General features: G+C 39.1%; 13 protein-coding genes. All 13 read left to right on the top strand.

Features of this window, described 5'->3' with window-relative positions; translation table 11 throughout:
• The first annotated feature begins 72 nt into the window (after nucleotides 1-72).
• Nucleotides 73-1,437, top strand: coding sequence for an AAA family ATPase (locus BMY66_RS12810; protein WP_044938930.1), 1,365 nt, complete (start codon nucleotides 73-75; stop codon nucleotides 1,435-1,437).
• 201 nt (nucleotides 1,438-1,638) lie between these two features.
• Nucleotides 1,639-2,025 (top strand): GntR family transcriptional regulator, encoded by a 387-nt coding sequence (locus BMY66_RS12805; protein WP_033152230.1) that lies wholly within the window; start codon nucleotides 1,639-1,641, stop codon nucleotides 2,023-2,025.
• Nucleotides 2,009-2,908, top strand: coding sequence for an ABC transporter ATP-binding protein (locus tag BMY66_RS12800; RefSeq protein ID WP_033152228.1), 900 nt, complete (start codon nucleotides 2,009-2,011; stop codon nucleotides 2,906-2,908). Before BMY66_RS12805 ends, BMY66_RS12800 begins: the two co-directional genes overlap by 17 nt.
• A complete protein-coding gene (locus BMY66_RS12795; RefSeq protein ID WP_090395410.1) occupies nucleotides 2,883-4,850 on the top strand; it encodes a hypothetical protein in 1,968 nt (655 codons plus the stop codon). The genes BMY66_RS12800 and BMY66_RS12795 overlap by 26 nt, the downstream gene beginning before the upstream one ends.
• A gap of 884 nt (nucleotides 4,851-5,734) precedes the next feature.
• A complete protein-coding gene (gene flgM / locus BMY66_RS12790) occupies nucleotides 5,735-6,016 on the top strand; it encodes a flagellar biosynthesis anti-sigma factor FlgM (RefSeq protein ID WP_033152224.1) in 282 nt (93 codons plus the stop codon).
• A gap of 17 nt (nucleotides 6,017-6,033) precedes the next feature.
• Nucleotides 6,034-6,546, top strand: a complete 513-nt coding sequence (locus tag BMY66_RS12785) for a flagellar protein FlgN (protein WP_143064540.1) — start codon at nucleotides 6,034-6,036, stop codon at nucleotides 6,544-6,546.
• Nucleotides 6,547-6,592: 46 nt separating this feature from the next.
• Nucleotides 6,593-8,410, top strand: a complete 1,818-nt coding sequence (locus tag BMY66_RS12780; RefSeq protein WP_090395409.1) for a flagellar hook-associated protein FlgK — start codon at nucleotides 6,593-6,595, stop codon at nucleotides 8,408-8,410.
• A 20-nt stretch (nucleotides 8,411-8,430) separates the two neighbouring features.
• A complete protein-coding gene (flgK, locus tag BMY66_RS12775) occupies nucleotides 8,431-10,317 on the top strand; it encodes a flagellar hook-associated protein FlgK (RefSeq protein WP_090395408.1) in 1,887 nt (628 codons plus the stop codon).
• A 138-nt stretch (nucleotides 10,318-10,455) separates the two neighbouring features.
• Nucleotides 10,456-12,087 (top strand): flagellin N-terminal helical domain-containing protein, encoded by a 1,632-nt coding sequence (locus tag BMY66_RS12770; RefSeq protein ID WP_090395407.1) that lies wholly within the window; start codon nucleotides 10,456-10,458, stop codon nucleotides 12,085-12,087.
• Between the two features lie 15 nt (nucleotides 12,088-12,102).
• A complete protein-coding gene (locus tag BMY66_RS12765) occupies nucleotides 12,103-12,555 on the top strand; it encodes a flagellar assembly protein FliW (protein ID WP_090395406.1) in 453 nt (150 codons plus the stop codon).
• A 2-nt stretch (nucleotides 12,556-12,557) separates the two neighbouring features.
• Nucleotides 12,558-12,779: a carbon storage regulator CsrA gene (csrA, locus tag BMY66_RS12760; RefSeq protein ID WP_033152215.1), complete on the top strand. Its 222-nt coding sequence runs from the start codon at nucleotides 12,558-12,560 to the stop codon at nucleotides 12,777-12,779.
• Nucleotides 12,780-13,592: 813 nt separating this feature from the next.
• Nucleotides 13,593-14,018: a flagellar protein FlaG gene (locus BMY66_RS12755; protein ID WP_044938913.1), complete on the top strand. Its 426-nt coding sequence runs from the start codon at nucleotides 13,593-13,595 to the stop codon at nucleotides 14,016-14,018.
• Between the two features lie 11 nt (nucleotides 14,019-14,029).
• The gene (gene fliD / locus BMY66_RS12750; protein ID WP_090395405.1) at nucleotides 14,030-16,501 is read left to right on the top strand and encodes a flagellar filament capping protein FliD; all 2,472 of its coding nucleotides are present in this window, start codon (nucleotides 14,030-14,032) and stop codon (nucleotides 16,499-16,501) included.
• Nucleotides 16,502-16,523: the final 22 nt, after the last annotated feature.

The raw sequence follows: 16,523 nt of genomic DNA, 5'->3' as shown, positions 1-16,523 counted from the left end.
TAGTGAAAATGTTTTCAGTGAAAACTTATTCAGTGAAAAATAATTCAGTATAGCGCAATAGAGGTAGGAAGTATGTTTGTAGGTAGAGTTGAAGAATTATCTAAACTAAAAGAACAATTAAATAGTAGAGATAAGGCTGCCATACTGATATATGGTAAACGTCGAGTAGGAAAATCTACGCTTATCGCAGAAGCATCAAAAACATTTAATGGTAAAGTCATAAATTATATGTGTGTTCAATCCACGCTTGAGGGTAATTTAACATTAATGTCTAGAAGTATTTCTATTGCTCTTGGAATTCCTGAAATTAGATTTCAAACATTGAAGGATATATTCGATTACTTGGGAAGTCAGAATGGAACATTCCTATTTGTAATTGATGAATATCAATATTTAAAGCAGGCTGGAAAGAAAAATGAAATTGATTCTTACATGCAGATAATAATAGATATGCTTCCTAGTAACGTGAAACTTATTATGTGTGGTTCATATATCACAATAATGAAAGAATTAATGGAAGAAGGCAATCCATTATTTGGAAGATTTACAGAGATAATGCACATAGAAGAGTTCGACTATTACGACGCTTCCCTATTATATCCGGAGGCTGAATTAAGACGTAAATTCGAAAATTATGCCATATTTGGTGGAAGTCCATATGTGCTATCTGCAATAGATTCAAAAAAATCGATAAAAGAAAATATAATAAAGCTGCTGCTTCCAGAAACGAGTATTTTAAGAACATACATCGAAAATGTAATCTTGAAGGAAATTCAAAAGGTGTATGATATTAGGATATTCCAGATTATTGGTAATGGTAGCAAGAAGTATTCAGATTTAACATCAGGATTAGGAGGGGGTGGCAATGGGCTTCTTGATAAGCAATTAAAGAATTTAATTAATATGGAAGCCATAGAAAAAATTGCCCCAATAAACAAACTTGATGACAAGAAAAAGCAGTTTTATGTTATTTCTGATAATCTTATGAGATTCTATTTTACATATATTTTTGGAAATGACATGGTTATTAAGATGCTTGGTGAAGAAGTATTTTATGAAACATATATAGAGAAAAGTATAGATGAATTTATACAGAGGCGTTTTGAAGGGATTGTTGTTCAATATTTCAAAAGAAAAGTTAGATCTCGTTCAATAAAAGGAGTCCTAAATATTGGTTCGTACTGGTATGACGACCCTAAAGAAAAAAAGAACGGACAATTTGATGTGGTTCTACAGAAAGAAGACGAGTATCTCATTTATGAATGCAAGTTTTTTAACCGTAAGATGACGTTAGAGGAGTGCGAAGATGAGGAGAAGCAAGTAAAAAACATCGGAAATCTAGGTGTTATAGAATTGGGGTTTGTTAATCTCAACGGCTTCGAATTTAAAAGTAATAAATACAGTCTGATCGATGGTGAAATGTTGTTATTTACCTAATTCTGAGCTTTTAGTAGAAAATATATTAGAAAGTTATAATTAACAATAACAAAAGGAAGAGAGAAGTTTTGAAGACTTCTCTCTTTCTTTTTAGTAGAAAATCTATTTTTAACCCTTGACGAAAAAAAACAATCGTGCTATAAGTGTATTAGAACACGTAATACAGTGTCATACACACATACCTAGTAGGGGAGGTATTAGATGATTCAGTTAAACTACCGAGATTCGAAGCCTATATATGAGCAGATAAAAGACGGGCTTCGGCGCCTAGTAGTATCTGGTGCGGTAAAGCAGGATGAAAAGTTGCCTAGTGTAAGGGAGCTAGCCACCAACCTGTCAATAAATCCAAATACTATTCAGAAGGCGTATCGAGAGCTAGAGCAAGAAGGTTACATCTACACGATTGCGGGCAAGGGAAGCTTCGCTGCACAGCGAGCTGACGTTGCATCAGGGAGGAATGAAGAATTGATGAAAGAATTCGATGAGATTGTAAAAGAACTTCTGTATCTGTGCGAAGATAAGGACATTCTTATCAAACGTATTGAAGAGCTTGCGAAGGGAGGGACTGAACATGATACAGGTAAATAACGTAACTAAAAAGTTTGGCGATTTTGCAGCCCTCGATGGGTTAAACATGCACGTTGAGCGCGGCGCCATCTATGGTCTTGTAGGTCCAAACGGCGCTGGTAAATCCACAATCATTCGCCATCTTTGCGGTGTATATAAACAGGATGCTGGTGAAATCACAATCGATGGCAAGCCAGTATATGAAAACACTGAGTTGAAAAAGATGTTCACTGTAATTCCAGATGACATTTTCTATTTTACTCAGGCCAACACCATGGATATGATGAAATTCTACAAGGACATGTATCCAAAGTTTGACGAAGTACTATTCAAGAAAATCATGGATTGCTTCCCAGCCATCAACCCAAAGAAAATGGTTCGTACACTTTCAAAGGGTATGCAAAAGCAGGTGGCATTCATGCTTTCCATTGCAGCCCGTCCAGAGCTTATGATTTTGGATGAGCCTGTTGATGGCCTTGATCCTGTAATGAGACGTCAGATTTGGAGCCTTATCATGTCTGATGTTTCGGAGAATGGACTTACAGTTTTGGTCAGCTCACACAACCTTCGAGAGTTGGAGGATGTATGTGACCATGTGGGAATCATGAATAATGGAAAGATTCTCATCGAACGTTCACTTGATGAGTTGCAGACATCTATCACAAAGATTCAAATCGCATTTGATGGTGATATGCCTGCCCTCCCACCAGAAATAGAAGTGCTTAAGAAGATTACAAATGGACGAGTACACACACTTATTGTTAAGGGCGAGCCTAGAGCTGCCGAGCGAGCAATCGGTGCACTCAATCCACTTTTGATGGATGTGCTTCCACTTACATTGGAAGAAATCTTTATTTACGAGTTGGGAGGTGAGAACTATGCAGTCAAAGACATCATTTTTTAACATGGCTTTGTTTAAGAAAAATCTTAGTAGGACTTGGATAGTAGGACTGTTATACTTCATCGCCTTATTACTCATGATTCCTATATCATTTGTGCTTACCATGGCTGATTTTGATAATTCATGGTATGTCGAATCAGGATACACACGTGAAATCATGCTTTATCAGCATATGCAGTATGTGCCAAAGTCAGGACTGGCACTTACAGTTGCCATTGTGGCCACAGGCATTACATTCTGGTTCTTATTTAACAAGCGCGACAACTACATGATGCACGCATTTCCTGTTAGCAGAAAGAGCTTGTTCTTTACAGGATTTACAACAGCATCCCTTGTGAGCCTTGTGCCACTTGTAGTAAACAGCATCATCATGACAATCGTTGCCTTTGTTGAAAAGGCACCAGCTATAGATGCTATCTGGTACTGGACATTGATAGTTGCAGTTGCAACAGAGCTGTTCATCTCAATAGCAGTTTTCTCAATGATGACATCAGGTCAGATTATTACAAGCGTGGTATTCTACTTCATCTTCTGTTATTTATACACACTGATGGAAGTTGCTTTTAGAATCACAGCATCATTCCTGATGTTTGGTATGTCATCAGCATTGTCTGATTTAGACTCAACAATGTTGACACCATCATTCTTCATTAGCGCAAATTGTGGAATAAACGCAGTTGTCGACACAGATGATTATGGCAAACTTATAGGCTTCTCATATGAATTGACTGGAGCCAAATATCTTGCTATTTACGTAGTAGCAGCAGTAGTGATTACATTCATCGCTTACATGCTTTACAAATACAAGAAGCTTGAAACAGTACACGATTTCATTGCCGTACCATTCCTCAAGCCAGTATTTACTGTTGGAATGTCATTCTTCATTTCAATGGTTGCAGGTGGATTTGTTGCAGAAATGATCAATGCGGCAAAAACACTTACATACAGCACAAAGTTTGCTATCGCTATCGTATCGGCCATTATCATCGGATGCATACTTTTCTACGCGACACAGATGATGATAGAGAAGACTGTACGAGTATTCTCAGCAAAGAAGTTTTTATACTGTGCAGGTTATTCTGCAGCAGCTTTGGTAGTTCTTCTTTGCCTTAGACTTGATGTTTTCAAAATCGAAAACAAAGTGCCAAATGCAAACGACGTTGAATGGGTAGGTTTCAACTGTGATTACGCTATGGTATTTACTGATGAAGACGAAATAGGCACAATGATTGAGCTTCACAAGAACTTCCTTGAAGACAAAAAGGAGCTTCGTGATGTAAATGTGCTTTACTCAGATGTACCTGGCAACTCATTTACAATCAAATACAAGCTCAAGAATGGCAAGACAATCATTCGTGACTACTCAGTTGTAGACACAGAATCAGAAGAGGTTAGCGCACAGTATGTTGCAGCTACAGAACCAATCCTTGATTTTGTAAATTCACCAATCCAGATTAAAGAGCATGTCATCGGAAATATTTACGATGATTGCACAATCACAGAGATGAGCTTTAGCGGCTACCTCTATGATGAAAGCCTTGAAGATTATTACTCTACATACGTAGATTTTGACTATCTTACAGACCGAGAGAAGCAGGAAAAATTCGCAAGAGTTTACGAAGCAGTATTGAAGGACGTAGATGCCGGCAAATTATTCACTACAAGCTTTGGCACTAACTACTACAATAGCGAAGACAAACTATACAACGACTTCAGCTTCACAATCCAAAACAAGAAGACTCCATACTTCTCAGACACAGACTTCTTCTGGGGCTACGAATACGGAAGCTCATATGTCAGATATGAGCAGAGCATATACGTACAGCTCACACGAGACTGCACAAACACATTGCAGGCCCTCAAAGAAGAAGGCTTCTATACCGATGATGAGGAAATCCTCACATACGGCGAGTATAACCAGCGTATGGGTTATGACTACTATTAAATTGCTTACATCTTAATTCTCTATCCGATACAATTCTCTAACAGCCCCAGGGACCTCTCACCCCTGGGGCACTTATTTTGCCCAAATCCCGCCGCCCCCCGCCCCGCCTGGGTAACTGTGGGGCCCTCATCCCTCCCTATGAAGTAGATTGTAATGCCACGCCCACTGATAGGAGGGAATCTACCTACTTATTTACGCCGACAGCGCAAGGATTATAGTTTTTCTTAGCATCACAAGGGAGCATTAAGTGCGTGTCCTTTAATTGGTTTTGCACTTCGAAGCCACTGTGGGTAGAGGGCAGACACTTGAAGTCTACGTATTAGTCTCCACACAAGGCTTAGGATAATTGCGCTCATACTCCGTTTGCCAAGAAAATTATGAAAGGGGATTTTGGATGCTTAGGCGCCGCCCTTTAACTCAGTCCGTTTCGTTGTCGGGCTCTCGGCGCCGTCCGTGGCGCCTCACGCCTATTCATCGCAAAATACCCCTTTCTAATTTTCTAGGCTCACTTCAAATGTCGCGGCAATTATTCCTAAGCTTGCTGTGGAGATTAATACTTATAAATAGTGTGTGTCTGCCTACTCTACCAACAGCGGTGTTAGAAGTGCAAAGAATTTAAAGAACACGCACCATAATAAATGCGACACGTGATGCTTAGAAAAACATAATCCGCAGACGATGCAAGTAAATAAGTAGGTAGATTCCTGACGTATTAGTGGGCGTGGCATATATAAAGTGATTTTTTCAGAAAAATTTGAAAAAATTTTAAAAATGCTCTAAAGTTTTGATTGGGAGTACCGATAAATGAGTTGTAAAGAAAAGTGTATCTAGAATTAATGTGACATAAAACGACGTAAACACAGGGAGGAAAGGAGTGTGGCGATATGCGTATAGAGGCTTACAACCAGGTAGCTCAGCTCTATCAGACATCAAACACTAAAAACACATCACAGGCTGCAAAAACAAACAGCATGGGTCGCGATGAGGTTCAGATTTCATCTACTGGTCGTGATTTTAATGTTGCAAAGGCAGCAGTATCTGAGGCTTCAGATATCAGAGAGGATCTTGTAGCTGATATTAAGGCTAGAATTAAGGCTGGCACTTATGAAGTTAGCACAGAGGACTTTGCTGATAAGCTTATGTCTCAGTTTGGTTCTATTCTTTAGTTTTGTGAGGGAAAAGCGTGGCTAGTTTACTGGATGAATTGATCCTAACTATGGATGGTGAAAGGTCGAAATATGAAAAGTTAATTAATCTTAATGGAGAAAAGAAGGATTCTATTATCCATAAGAAGCTTGACGTACTTGAAGCTATTACCATTCAGGAGCAGGCCATTGCAGACTCCCTGCTTAAACTGGAGGATAAACGCGCCCATTTGTTGAAGAGTATTGCTTCGGTAATGGGGCATGATGGTGAGCAGGTTACTGTTTCATGGATGATAAATAATCTGGCTAACCAACCTGTAGAGCAGGAAAGGCTTACTGTAGCACGAGATCAATTGGTAAAGGTTGCTGATGAAGTTCAGGTGCTGAATTTTCAGACTCAGAACTTGCTGAAGCAGGCAATTGAAATGGTGGAGTTTGATATTACTCTTATTAAGAGTGTGAAGCAGGCACCACAGACAGCAAATTACGGAAAAGATGCTACAACTACAGGCGAAATATTAGGTAATATACGATTTGATGCTAAACAGTAGGAAAAGGATGTCCTTAAAGTTTTAGTAAGACTTTGGAGGATAGACTATGGCTAATAGTTTTGGAAGCTTATATGTTGGGGCATCAGGCCTACAGTCAGCATCACATGGATTAAATACAACTGCAAACAACCTTTCTAACGTAAATACTGAAGGGTATGTACGTGAGCAGGTTGTTTACGAAGACAGAGATTATAGAAAAATAGGAAACGCATCGGTCAGCACACAGTACGCTGGCCTTGGTGTGCAGGTAGGAACAATCGTCCACGCTCGCGATATCTTTTTAGATAAAGCTTATCGCTCAGAGAATGGACGATATTCTTTTTATAGCGCTAGTTCAGAAGCAGTGCAGGAGGTTCAGACACAGCTTCAGGAGACCCAGGGCGAGGCTTTCAAGCAGGCAATTGCCGATTTCGAAGAGGCATTTGAGGAGTTCGCCAAGGATCCTTCTGATACAGTTAATCAGAACCTTGTATTGCAGAAGGCTAGTCTTTTTTTGTCTAGAGCTCAGGCTGTAGAGGATGGATTTGAAGATTATCAGACTATCATCAACTCGAAGATTCAGGAAGATTTGGAAACAATCAACGATATCGGAAAGAAGATAGTCGATTTAAATAAAAGAATACAGGCGATTGAAGCAGCTGGTGTTGAAAAGGCCATGGACCTTCGCGATACCAGAGATTTACTTTTGGATAAACTTTCAGGCCTTACAAAGATGAGCTACCGTGAGGATTACAACGGTATCGTTCATGTTGAAATCGAAGGTGTTGAGTTTATCGATGAAAATAACTACTACGAAGTAGGTATTTTAAAAGATAAGAAGACAGGTTTCATCACACCTTACTGGCCTCAGCTTTCAGATATTGTAAGCGAGGATGATGAGTCTCTTAACACATATTATCCTATTTTTAACTTAGGAAATGTAAGTGCTGAAAGAGATACAGATAAAGGTGAAATAAAGGCCCTTCTTCTTGCAAGAGGAGATAGCTGGAGCAATTACCTTGGCTACTGCGATGAGAATGGCAATGCCATTTCCGCTGATGTATACGAGGATGGAATTGCAAACTCAATCATGATGAATTCAGAGGCAGAGCTTGATACATTGATTCATAAATTGGTAGTTGATATCAACAATATCTACAGCCCACTTACATCAATGTCATCTGCATTAGGAGATGTTACAAACGTTTCCTACACATATGTAAACGAAGAGGGATATCAGGTTACAGTCAACCCTACTGACGCCCAGATGAAGAACATCCAGGTTATGGATGAGGCAAATTGTTCGGTTGGATCTGATGGAGAGCTTCCACCACGTGAGTTGTTTGTAAGAAATGGTTGCAGCCGCTATACAACAGCGACAATCACTTACACAGACGCAAATAATGAGACTCAAACAAAGACGATATATCTTTACAACGAAGAGGATATTACAGACACATCAAAGTGCTACACTCTCAAATCTTTGACAGTTAACGAAGATTTGATTAAGCAGGAATCTTACATTCCACACAAGGTTTACAAGGACCAGACACAGGTGGATATGACACTTGGTCAGAATCTTAGTGCTATTTGGAACAAGACAGATTTCAATTTGAATCCAAGCGATACAACACCATGTGGATACAACGGATTCTACGTAAAGTGGATTGGCGAAATAGCAAACACAGGTAGCGTTTACTCTAGCACAGAGCAATCTCTTGAAGGCACAAAGGAAGAAATCGAATTCAGCCGTCAGGGTGTTATCGGAGTATCTTCAGACGAAGAGCTTACAATAATGATTAAATATCAGTCAGCTTACAACGCAGCTAGCCGATATATAAACGTAGTAAATGAAATGATAGAACATCTGCTTACATCTTTGTAAAGCAGGAAAGGAAATAGCTTATGTCATCAACATTCTTTGGATTGACAATTGCATCTTCTGGACTGAACACAGCTCAGGCTCAGATTAATACAACTGCAAACAATATCTCCAATGTAAATACTACTGGATATAGCAAGCAGGTTGTAAACACAGTTGCATCATCTGCACTTCGAGTTTACCAGGCATATGGTACAACCGGTACAGGTGTTGAGGTTGAGTCTGTAACTCAGAGCCGTGATTTATATTACGATGAGAAATACTGGAACAACAGCACAGCTTTGGGCTTCTACGAGAAAAAGCAGTACTACATGAATCAGATTCAGGATTATTTCAATGAGACTAATAAGGAATCTGGATTCACCACTATCTACACAAAAATGTTTAACGCCATGAGCACACTTCAGGGAAGCCCTGGTGACGATACAGTTAGAAAGCAGTTTATTTCTACTGCAAAGCAGCTTACAGAATACTTCAACCAGTTATCCACAAAGCTGCAGGATTTACAGAACTCTATCAACGATGAAATCAAGACTGCTGTTGATGATATCAACTCTGTTTCAGAAAAGGTGGCAATCCTTACAAAGCAGATTAACGTAATCGAGCAGGGCGGTGGCCGAGCCAACGAACTTCGAGATCAGCGCTCACTTTTGATTGATAAGCTTTCAAAGATTGTTGATGTTAAGGCAGTTGAGACACCAGTTACAAATTCAAACAACCCTGATATGTACACAGGTGCAACCTACTTCCAGGTATACATCAACGGCCAGCAGCTTGTAGACACATACGAGTACAACAGACTCAAGGTTGTATCAAGAGAAACTGACCAGATGTACAATCAGTCAGATATCGATGGTCTTTACGACATTGTTTGGGAAGAGGATGGAAATGCATTTAATGCTACTCCAAGCTCAAGCGGTGGTGAGCTGAAGGCTATGTTCGAGGTTCGTGACGGAAACAACAATGAAAACTTGCATGCAACAGTTTCATCTGCAACTGCAACTTCAATCACAGTTACAAACCTTAGCATCACTGATATAAACGAGTTCAACATGCCAAAATGTGGACAGATAAGCACAAACAACATGTTGTTCAGCTATCAGAGTTTTGACTTCACAACGGATTCAAAAGGCAATGTGGTTTCTGTCACATTCAATTTGGATGACGCAGATGCCATCACAAGCGATGTAGCAAGCAAGCTGGCAGGCCGTTCACTTCAGGTTGGTGACGATGTGGACTACATGGGTATCCCATATTATCAGAATCAGATGAACATGTTCCTGAGAAACTTCTGCCAGAAGTTTAATCAAATCGAGCAGAGCGGTGTGGATTTGGATGGAAATGCAATGACTGCATTCTTTATTGCAAAGGATGATTTGGATTCCAGCTCAGAGCACCAGATGAGAGACGAGCTTGTAGATACAGTAAAAGATACAGATGGAAATGTAGTATCTGTCACAGGAAAAACATTTTCAAATTCTTATGAAACATATTATTTAATGACCGCCGGCAACGTATCCATCATCAAGGAAACTGATAAGGATGCAAGAAAGTTTGCTACAACAACACAGGAAAACTTTACATCAGGTGTTGATGCAGCGGATTTGGTAGTTGAGCTTCAGAAACTTCAGAGCAAAACAACAATGTTCAGAGGCGGTGGTGGTGATGCGTTCCTTCAGTGTATCTACGCCGATGTAACAATCGACACACAGGAGTGCCAGATTTTCACAACAAACTTTACCAACATCCAGTCTTCAATTTCTCAGCAGAGAATGTCAGTTGCGGGTGTTGATGAAGATGAAGAGGCTTTGGACTTAATCAAGTTCCAAAACGCATACAACCTAGCATCTAAATGTATTTCCGTATTCTCCGAAATATATGATAGGTTGATACTAAATACTGGTGTGTGACAATTCGAGTAAATAGAACAATTTAAGTTTTTCAATGAGTTAGTAGCTATCAAGCTATCATGTTACTCAAGTGAAATGTGTATTGAACTGAGTAATATGATGCTTGAGAGCGTAACTAACGGACTAGAGGTAAGTATTATGAGAGTAACTAATAAGATGATAATGAACAATTCGGCGTCAAACATTAATAGCGCGAAAGAGGTAGTCAACACTAGAAATAAGCAGATGACATCTCAGAAGAGAATTGACAAACCATCGGATGATCCTGTAATCGCTGTTCGTTCGCTGAGACTTGCAACAACATTATCACAGGTATCACAGTATTATTCAAAGAACATCCCTGATGCAAATCAGTGGCTTGATATTACTGAGACTGCTCTCATTAATATCAAAGATGTTGCTACAGACTGCAAGACAATCTGCGTAGGCGGTTCTACTGATTCTTACAACAGCCAGAGTGATAGAAAGACTATGCTTACTCAGCTTGAGTCCCTTCAGAAGGCACTTTTTGCAGAAGGTAACGCAGACTATGCAAACCGTACAGTTTTCACAGGATACAGAACAAACTCAAATCTTACATTTACAGAAGATGAGACAAAGACAAAATATCGAATCGACCAGACTCTTAGCATTGAGGATTTAATGGAAGAGCACAGATATTATTCTGGAAATGTAGTTGTTCCTACAACAGAGGCAGAGGTTATTGCACCAAAGGATAATGCAACTTTGATTTCAGACATTACTGAGACAGACTATTACAGACTTCGCCTCAACTACAAGGATATTGATTCTGTAAATAGCATTAACATAAAGTATGAAGGTAATACATCAGATACACCTGATATATCTTTTGCGTTTACAGAAACAAACGGAGTATACAATGATGATACTTCTGGTGGAGCGTTAACATCCAATGGTTTTTCATTGAGGGTATACGAGAATGAAACTGATTGGGCTAATGCAGATACAACCGATAAGGTAAAGAAGGTTGAAAATAACGAAATAGTTTTCATTAGACAAACAGGCGATATTATTTTTGGCGATACTGTTGCATCTACTCTTAAGACTAACAAAGCTGAGCTTGCAGTTCAGTACGACAAGACAGGATTCAAAGAGGGCCAGCTTCGTCCAGAGTATTACTACAACTGCACCAAGATGATTGATAGCACAGGTGCAACACTTACATCCAACAATGAATACACAAAATTCGATGCAAATGGAAACGTAATCCACTTTGATATCGAATATACAATAGCTGCAAATCAGACTATCGCAATTAACACAGAGGCTTCGGATGTTTTCGACAGCTCTCTTCAGCGCGACCTTGATGAAATGATGAATGCGGTACAGAGAGTTATCGCTGCATACGACAAACTTGATACAATCCAGGGGATGAAGAGTGAAACTCAGTATGCTTCAGACGAGGATCAGGAATGGCTCGACAAGTGGCAGGATGCAGCTCAGAAGGAATATGATTACTATAATAACAATATGAGAAAACTTTTTGACTCAGAAATAGGCAATATTCAGTCATATTGTGATAAAATAACATTAGCTTTAACTGATTTGGGTTGTAAGGAGCAGTCTTTAAGCCTCACAAAGGTTCGAGTAGGTGATCAAAGAGAGACTGTTCAGCAGTTACAGACAGAGAATGATGATGTAGATCTATCCCAAATCATCATCGACTACACAGCAGCTTACACCGCATATCAGGCTTCGCTCACCGCAGCAGGAAAGCTGGGTGATTCGACATTACTAAATTACATCTAAAAAGGAGAAGGGATAATGCAGGTAAAAACTAGACTGTTCGGCGAAATTGAAATTGCAGAAGAAAAAATCATCAATCTCATCCATGGTCTTATTGGTTTCCCAGACATGAAGAGATACACACTCATTTTCGACGAAGAGAAGAAAGACAAAGGTAATATCATGTGGCTTCAGTCACTTGATGAGACAGACTTTGCTATGCCAGTAATGCTGCCTCACGTGGTTAAGCCAGACTATGCACCTGAGCTCAACGTTGGCGCGCTTGAGCAGCTCGGAGAGCTCACAGCAGACAATACTTACATGCTTGTCACAGTCAGAGTACCAAAGAACCCTAAGGAAGCATCGATTAATCTTAAGGCACCTATCATCATCAATACAGACACAAACATCGGTGACCAGATTATCATCGAGGGCAATGAGCCAGTACGCTACCTTATTCATGACGCAATACATGGAAAGGATGGTGAGTAACGATGTTGGCATTAACAAGAAAAACAGGCGACGCTATCATGATCAACAACAACATCGAGATTACAGTCCTTGAGGTTCGCGGTGATCAGGTAAAGATCGGTATTTCAGCTCCAAAGGAAGTATCTATCTACAGAAAAGAAGTATACTTAGAAATTCAAAAAGAAAACGAGGAAGCACAGGCAATCAGCATGGACGACCTGGAAGCACTCAAGAATTTACTTTAGTAAGGATAAATCCAGCAACTGCGGTTGCTGGATTTTTTTATTTTAGTAGGAAATTTCTCCTGCGGAGAAATCTTTATTTAAAAAGGCCTAAATATAGCATTCTACCAAAAGTAGAGTGACAAAAATGAAAACTTGGTGCATTATAAGGGCATAGATTCATGGATAGTGCTTGGAATTTTTAAGTGAAAAATTATTATGGATATTTTTCACTTAAAAAGTCGTAGTGCGGTTAAGTTTATTCTAGAAAAATATAAATAAACTTAAAATAGGTTAAAAAATTTGAATTAAAGTTAAGTTAAATTTCAGGATGTATATTTTCACTTAACTAAAATTAAGATAGAGTTAAGTGGAATCTCATTTCTTTCGTATAAACTTAAATCGGTCGAGAATTGAGAAGAAAAAGTTAAGTGATATTATATTTATCCTATTTTCACTTAAGAGCGAAGAGCGATTTTAAGTGGAAATAATCCAAATATAAAATCCACTTAACTTTCACCCGAGAATTATATAAGTGAAATTTGAAAATGCTGAAATCCACTTAACTCTGGCCTCTGACGCCAGCAAAACATTAAAACCTCATCAAAGAGCTACCCCAAAGGCTATCAAAAAGCCCATCAATTGAAAGCACACATCAGAACATCATCATTCTTTTCTAAGAAAAAAGAAAATTTTTTAAAATCTCTATAAACTTTAATATCCCACCGGTCGATATAGCAATTAGAAAACTAATAATTTCCCATAGTACAAGGATGTATATTGTCCAAATGGAGTTTAGAATGGGACTAAATTCCCTTGGGCGTAAGGAGGAAAACAATGAAAATAGGCGAAGTAAGTAGTGCAGTTAGCAACTACCAGGGACAGGGAAGTTCAGCAAAAGCGGCGCCAGCACAAGCAGTGCAAAAAGATAATGCTATAGTTGATTTTTCAGCTGCTGTAAAAGAAAGCAAAGCTGCTGAATTTGAGAATAGAAACTATTCTACAAACCCTGAAATCGAAGATGAGGAAAATTCTTCAAAGCAGGCATCTTCTTCTTTAAAAGAAGCTGTAGAAAAAATTAATTCTGCACAAGGAAATGCAGAGGCTGTATTTGGTATCCATGAGGGAACAAATCGCGTAATGATTAAGATGGTCGACAAAAGGACAAAGGAAGTCATTAAGGAATTCCCAGCAGAGCAGACACTTGACCTTATTGCAAAGGCATGGGAGCTTGCAGGAATCATGGTCGATGAGAAGAGATAGGAGGTAGGGTTATGCCTATTAGATTATCTGGTTTGGCTTCGGGCTTAGACACCGAGGCGATTGTAGGTGCCCTCGTATCTGCATACAGTTACAAGAAAGACAAATATGTAAAGGCGCAGACAAAGCTCTCATGGAAACAGGAAGCTTGGAGCACCCTAAATAGTAAAGTATATAGTTTGTATACTAGCGTTGGTACTATGCGCTATTCTTCAAACTATACAGCAAAGAAGACTACAGTTAGCGATACTTCTAAGGCTACAGCAACAGCCAGTGGTAGCGCTATTAATGGTACCCAGTCACTTGAAATCAACCAGCTTGCAAAGACTGCTTTTATCACAGGTGGAGAGCTTGATGGATCAGTTACTGGCTCATCAACTATGGTTTCACTTGGAATAAAGAACAGCAATGCATTAGATAAAGCAAGTATCGCTGTAAGAACAGGTACTAAGACTACAAACATCGAGATCGATAGCTCTATGACTATCAATCAGTTTGTAAATAAGCTTAATGAAGCTGGAGTTATTGCCAATTTCGATGAGAAGAATCAGCGTTTCTTTATCAGTTCCAAAACGTCTGGTAAGGAAGGTGATTTCTCTATTTCTGCAAATAGTTCACAGGGACTTAGTGCGTTAAATAAGCTGGGATTGATGTCTAACACTGAAATTGAAGATATCACTAAAAGCACCAGCAACACTTTGGCTAAGAAGCTCTTTGATTTTACAACTGCAAAAAATTACTATGACCTGTCAGATACAAAGAGTCTGTTAGCAAAAATCAAGGAATATAAAAATGATTCATCAGCTACAGCAAACACTGAGTATGATGAAATTGTTTCATATATCGCAAGCGATACTGATAAATTTGGCGCAGTAGATTGGTCGACTATTTCAGAGGACGATTTATCTACATTAGCTACAAAGCTTTATAACTCTGCAACATACGACACAACAGGAACAAAGAGTACGGCTATTACAAGAACTCTTAAGTTCTCGGTTGGCGAAGGGGACGATAAAAAAGAGTACTCATTCCAGAAGAATCTTGATGGCTGGAAAGAGTTGCTTGCAGAAATAGGTGACAGTACAGATGAAGATGTTGTTGCCCTCAGAGATTATCTGAACAAGACATTTGCAGGGGAAGTGTACAAGACAGAGACCACAGATGCTGGAATTCAAGTATTGAAGTTTGGTACTGATGGCGAAATAGATTGGTCTGAGATTGCTGGTGACTCTGATAAATTAGAAGCATTGGCAAAGCAGATTTATTCTAAATCAACATATGATATTTCTAATGATGCAACCTATCAGGAGATTTCAAAGTCTATCAATGAAATCAGAGATGGGTATGTGGCAGTAGCTGAGGCAAAAGCTCTTCCAGCTACTACATCAGAAGAAATCGCAATCAGATCTGCTAAAATGCAGGCTGCTCAGGAGCAACTTGATGCTGCATTAGCTGACCCAACAAACCAAAAGTGGAAGGAATATGTAGAAACTAACTTTGGTGTAAAGAATTCAGCTTATGATAGTAGCTACAGCGACTTCTGGATTCAGAGCGATAACCTTGAGTTAGTCCAGAGTGTATTCTACAGAGTAGATTTGGCTGCTAATGTTACAGCAGGAAATATTGCTCTTGATAACTCAAATACTGCAACAAAGGTAAATGGCGAGGATGCAATAATCAAATTAAATGACGTTACATATACATCAAACACTAATTCAATCACTGTCAATGGCCTTACAATTGAAGCTTTAGCAAAGACTACAAGTGCAATCTCAGTAAACGTTTCCAACGATACTGACGCTCTTTACGACAAAGTTAAGGATTTCCTTACATCATATAACAACTTGATGAACGAGATGCAGAAGCTTTACAATGCAGATTCTGCTAAGGACTACGAGCCACTTACAGATGATGAAAAGGCAGAGATGTCTGAGACAGAAATCGAGAAGTGGGAGCAGAAGATTAAGGATTCGCTTCTTCGTAGAGATACAAGTTTGAGCGGTATCATTTCTGCAATGACTATGTCAATGATGTCAGTGTATGAGGTAAATGGTGAGAAAATATCATGGTCTACATTCGGTATCCATACACTTGGTACATTAAATGCAGAAAAGAACGAAGGCTATGCATACCATATCGATGGTGACTCAGAGGATAGCAAAACATCTGGTAATGAAGAAAAGCTCCGCGCAGCCTTAGCTGAGGACCCAGATAGAGTTATTGAATTCCTTAAGCAGATGACATCTGGCCTTTACAAGTCGCTAGATGAAAAGATGAAATCTACGGCAGTTAAATCTGTTTACACTGTTTACAATGATAAGGAAATGGCATCTGAGTATTCAAACTACAGCTCATTGATTAAGACATGGACTGATCGTGTTCAGGACATGGAAGACGCTTATTATAAGAAATTTGCCGCAATGGAGTCTGCGTTGGCTACATTACAAAGCAATTCTTCTTCAATATCATCACTATTAGGTGGTTGATAGTAAGTAATACAATATTAGA

Origin of the sequence: Pseudobutyrivibrio sp. C4, assembly GCF_900111635.1 — a bacterium.
GTDB lineage: Bacteria > Bacillota > Clostridia > Lachnospirales > Lachnospiraceae > Pseudobutyrivibrio > Pseudobutyrivibrio ruminis.
This window is presented reverse-complemented; position numbering and strand designations above follow the sequence as displayed.

Excerpts from the sequence above, each read along its gene's own strand:
- BMY66_RS12810 (WP_044938930.1), top strand. The coding sequence starts at position 73 with ATGTTTGTAGGTAGAGTTGAAGAATTATCTAAACTAAAAGAACAATTA.
- BMY66_RS12805 (WP_033152230.1), top strand. The coding sequence starts at position 1,639 with ATGATTCAGTTAAACTACCGAGATTCGAAGCCTATATATGAGCAGATA.
- BMY66_RS12800 (WP_033152228.1), top strand. The coding sequence starts at position 2,009 with ATGATACAGGTAAATAACGTAACTAAAAAGTTTGGCGATTTTGCAGCC.
- BMY66_RS12795 (WP_090395410.1), top strand. The coding sequence starts at position 2,883 with ATGCAGTCAAAGACATCATTTTTTAACATGGCTTTGTTTAAGAAAAAT.
- flgM (WP_033152224.1), top strand. The coding sequence starts at position 5,735 with ATGCGTATAGAGGCTTACAACCAGGTAGCTCAGCTCTATCAGACATCA.
- BMY66_RS12780 (WP_090395409.1), top strand. The coding sequence starts at position 6,593 with ATGGCTAATAGTTTTGGAAGCTTATATGTTGGGGCATCAGGCCTACAG.
- flgK (WP_090395408.1), top strand. The coding sequence starts at position 8,431 with ATGTCATCAACATTCTTTGGATTGACAATTGCATCTTCTGGACTGAAC.
- BMY66_RS12770 (WP_090395407.1), top strand. The coding sequence starts at position 10,456 with ATGAGAGTAACTAATAAGATGATAATGAACAATTCGGCGTCAAACATT.
- BMY66_RS12765 (WP_090395406.1), top strand. The coding sequence starts at position 12,103 with ATGCAGGTAAAAACTAGACTGTTCGGCGAAATTGAAATTGCAGAAGAA.
- csrA (WP_033152215.1), top strand. The coding sequence starts at position 12,558 with ATGTTGGCATTAACAAGAAAAACAGGCGACGCTATCATGATCAACAAC.
- BMY66_RS12755 (WP_044938913.1), top strand. The coding sequence starts at position 13,593 with ATGAAAATAGGCGAAGTAAGTAGTGCAGTTAGCAACTACCAGGGACAG.
- fliD (WP_090395405.1), top strand. The coding sequence starts at position 14,030 with ATGCCTATTAGATTATCTGGTTTGGCTTCGGGCTTAGACACCGAGGCG.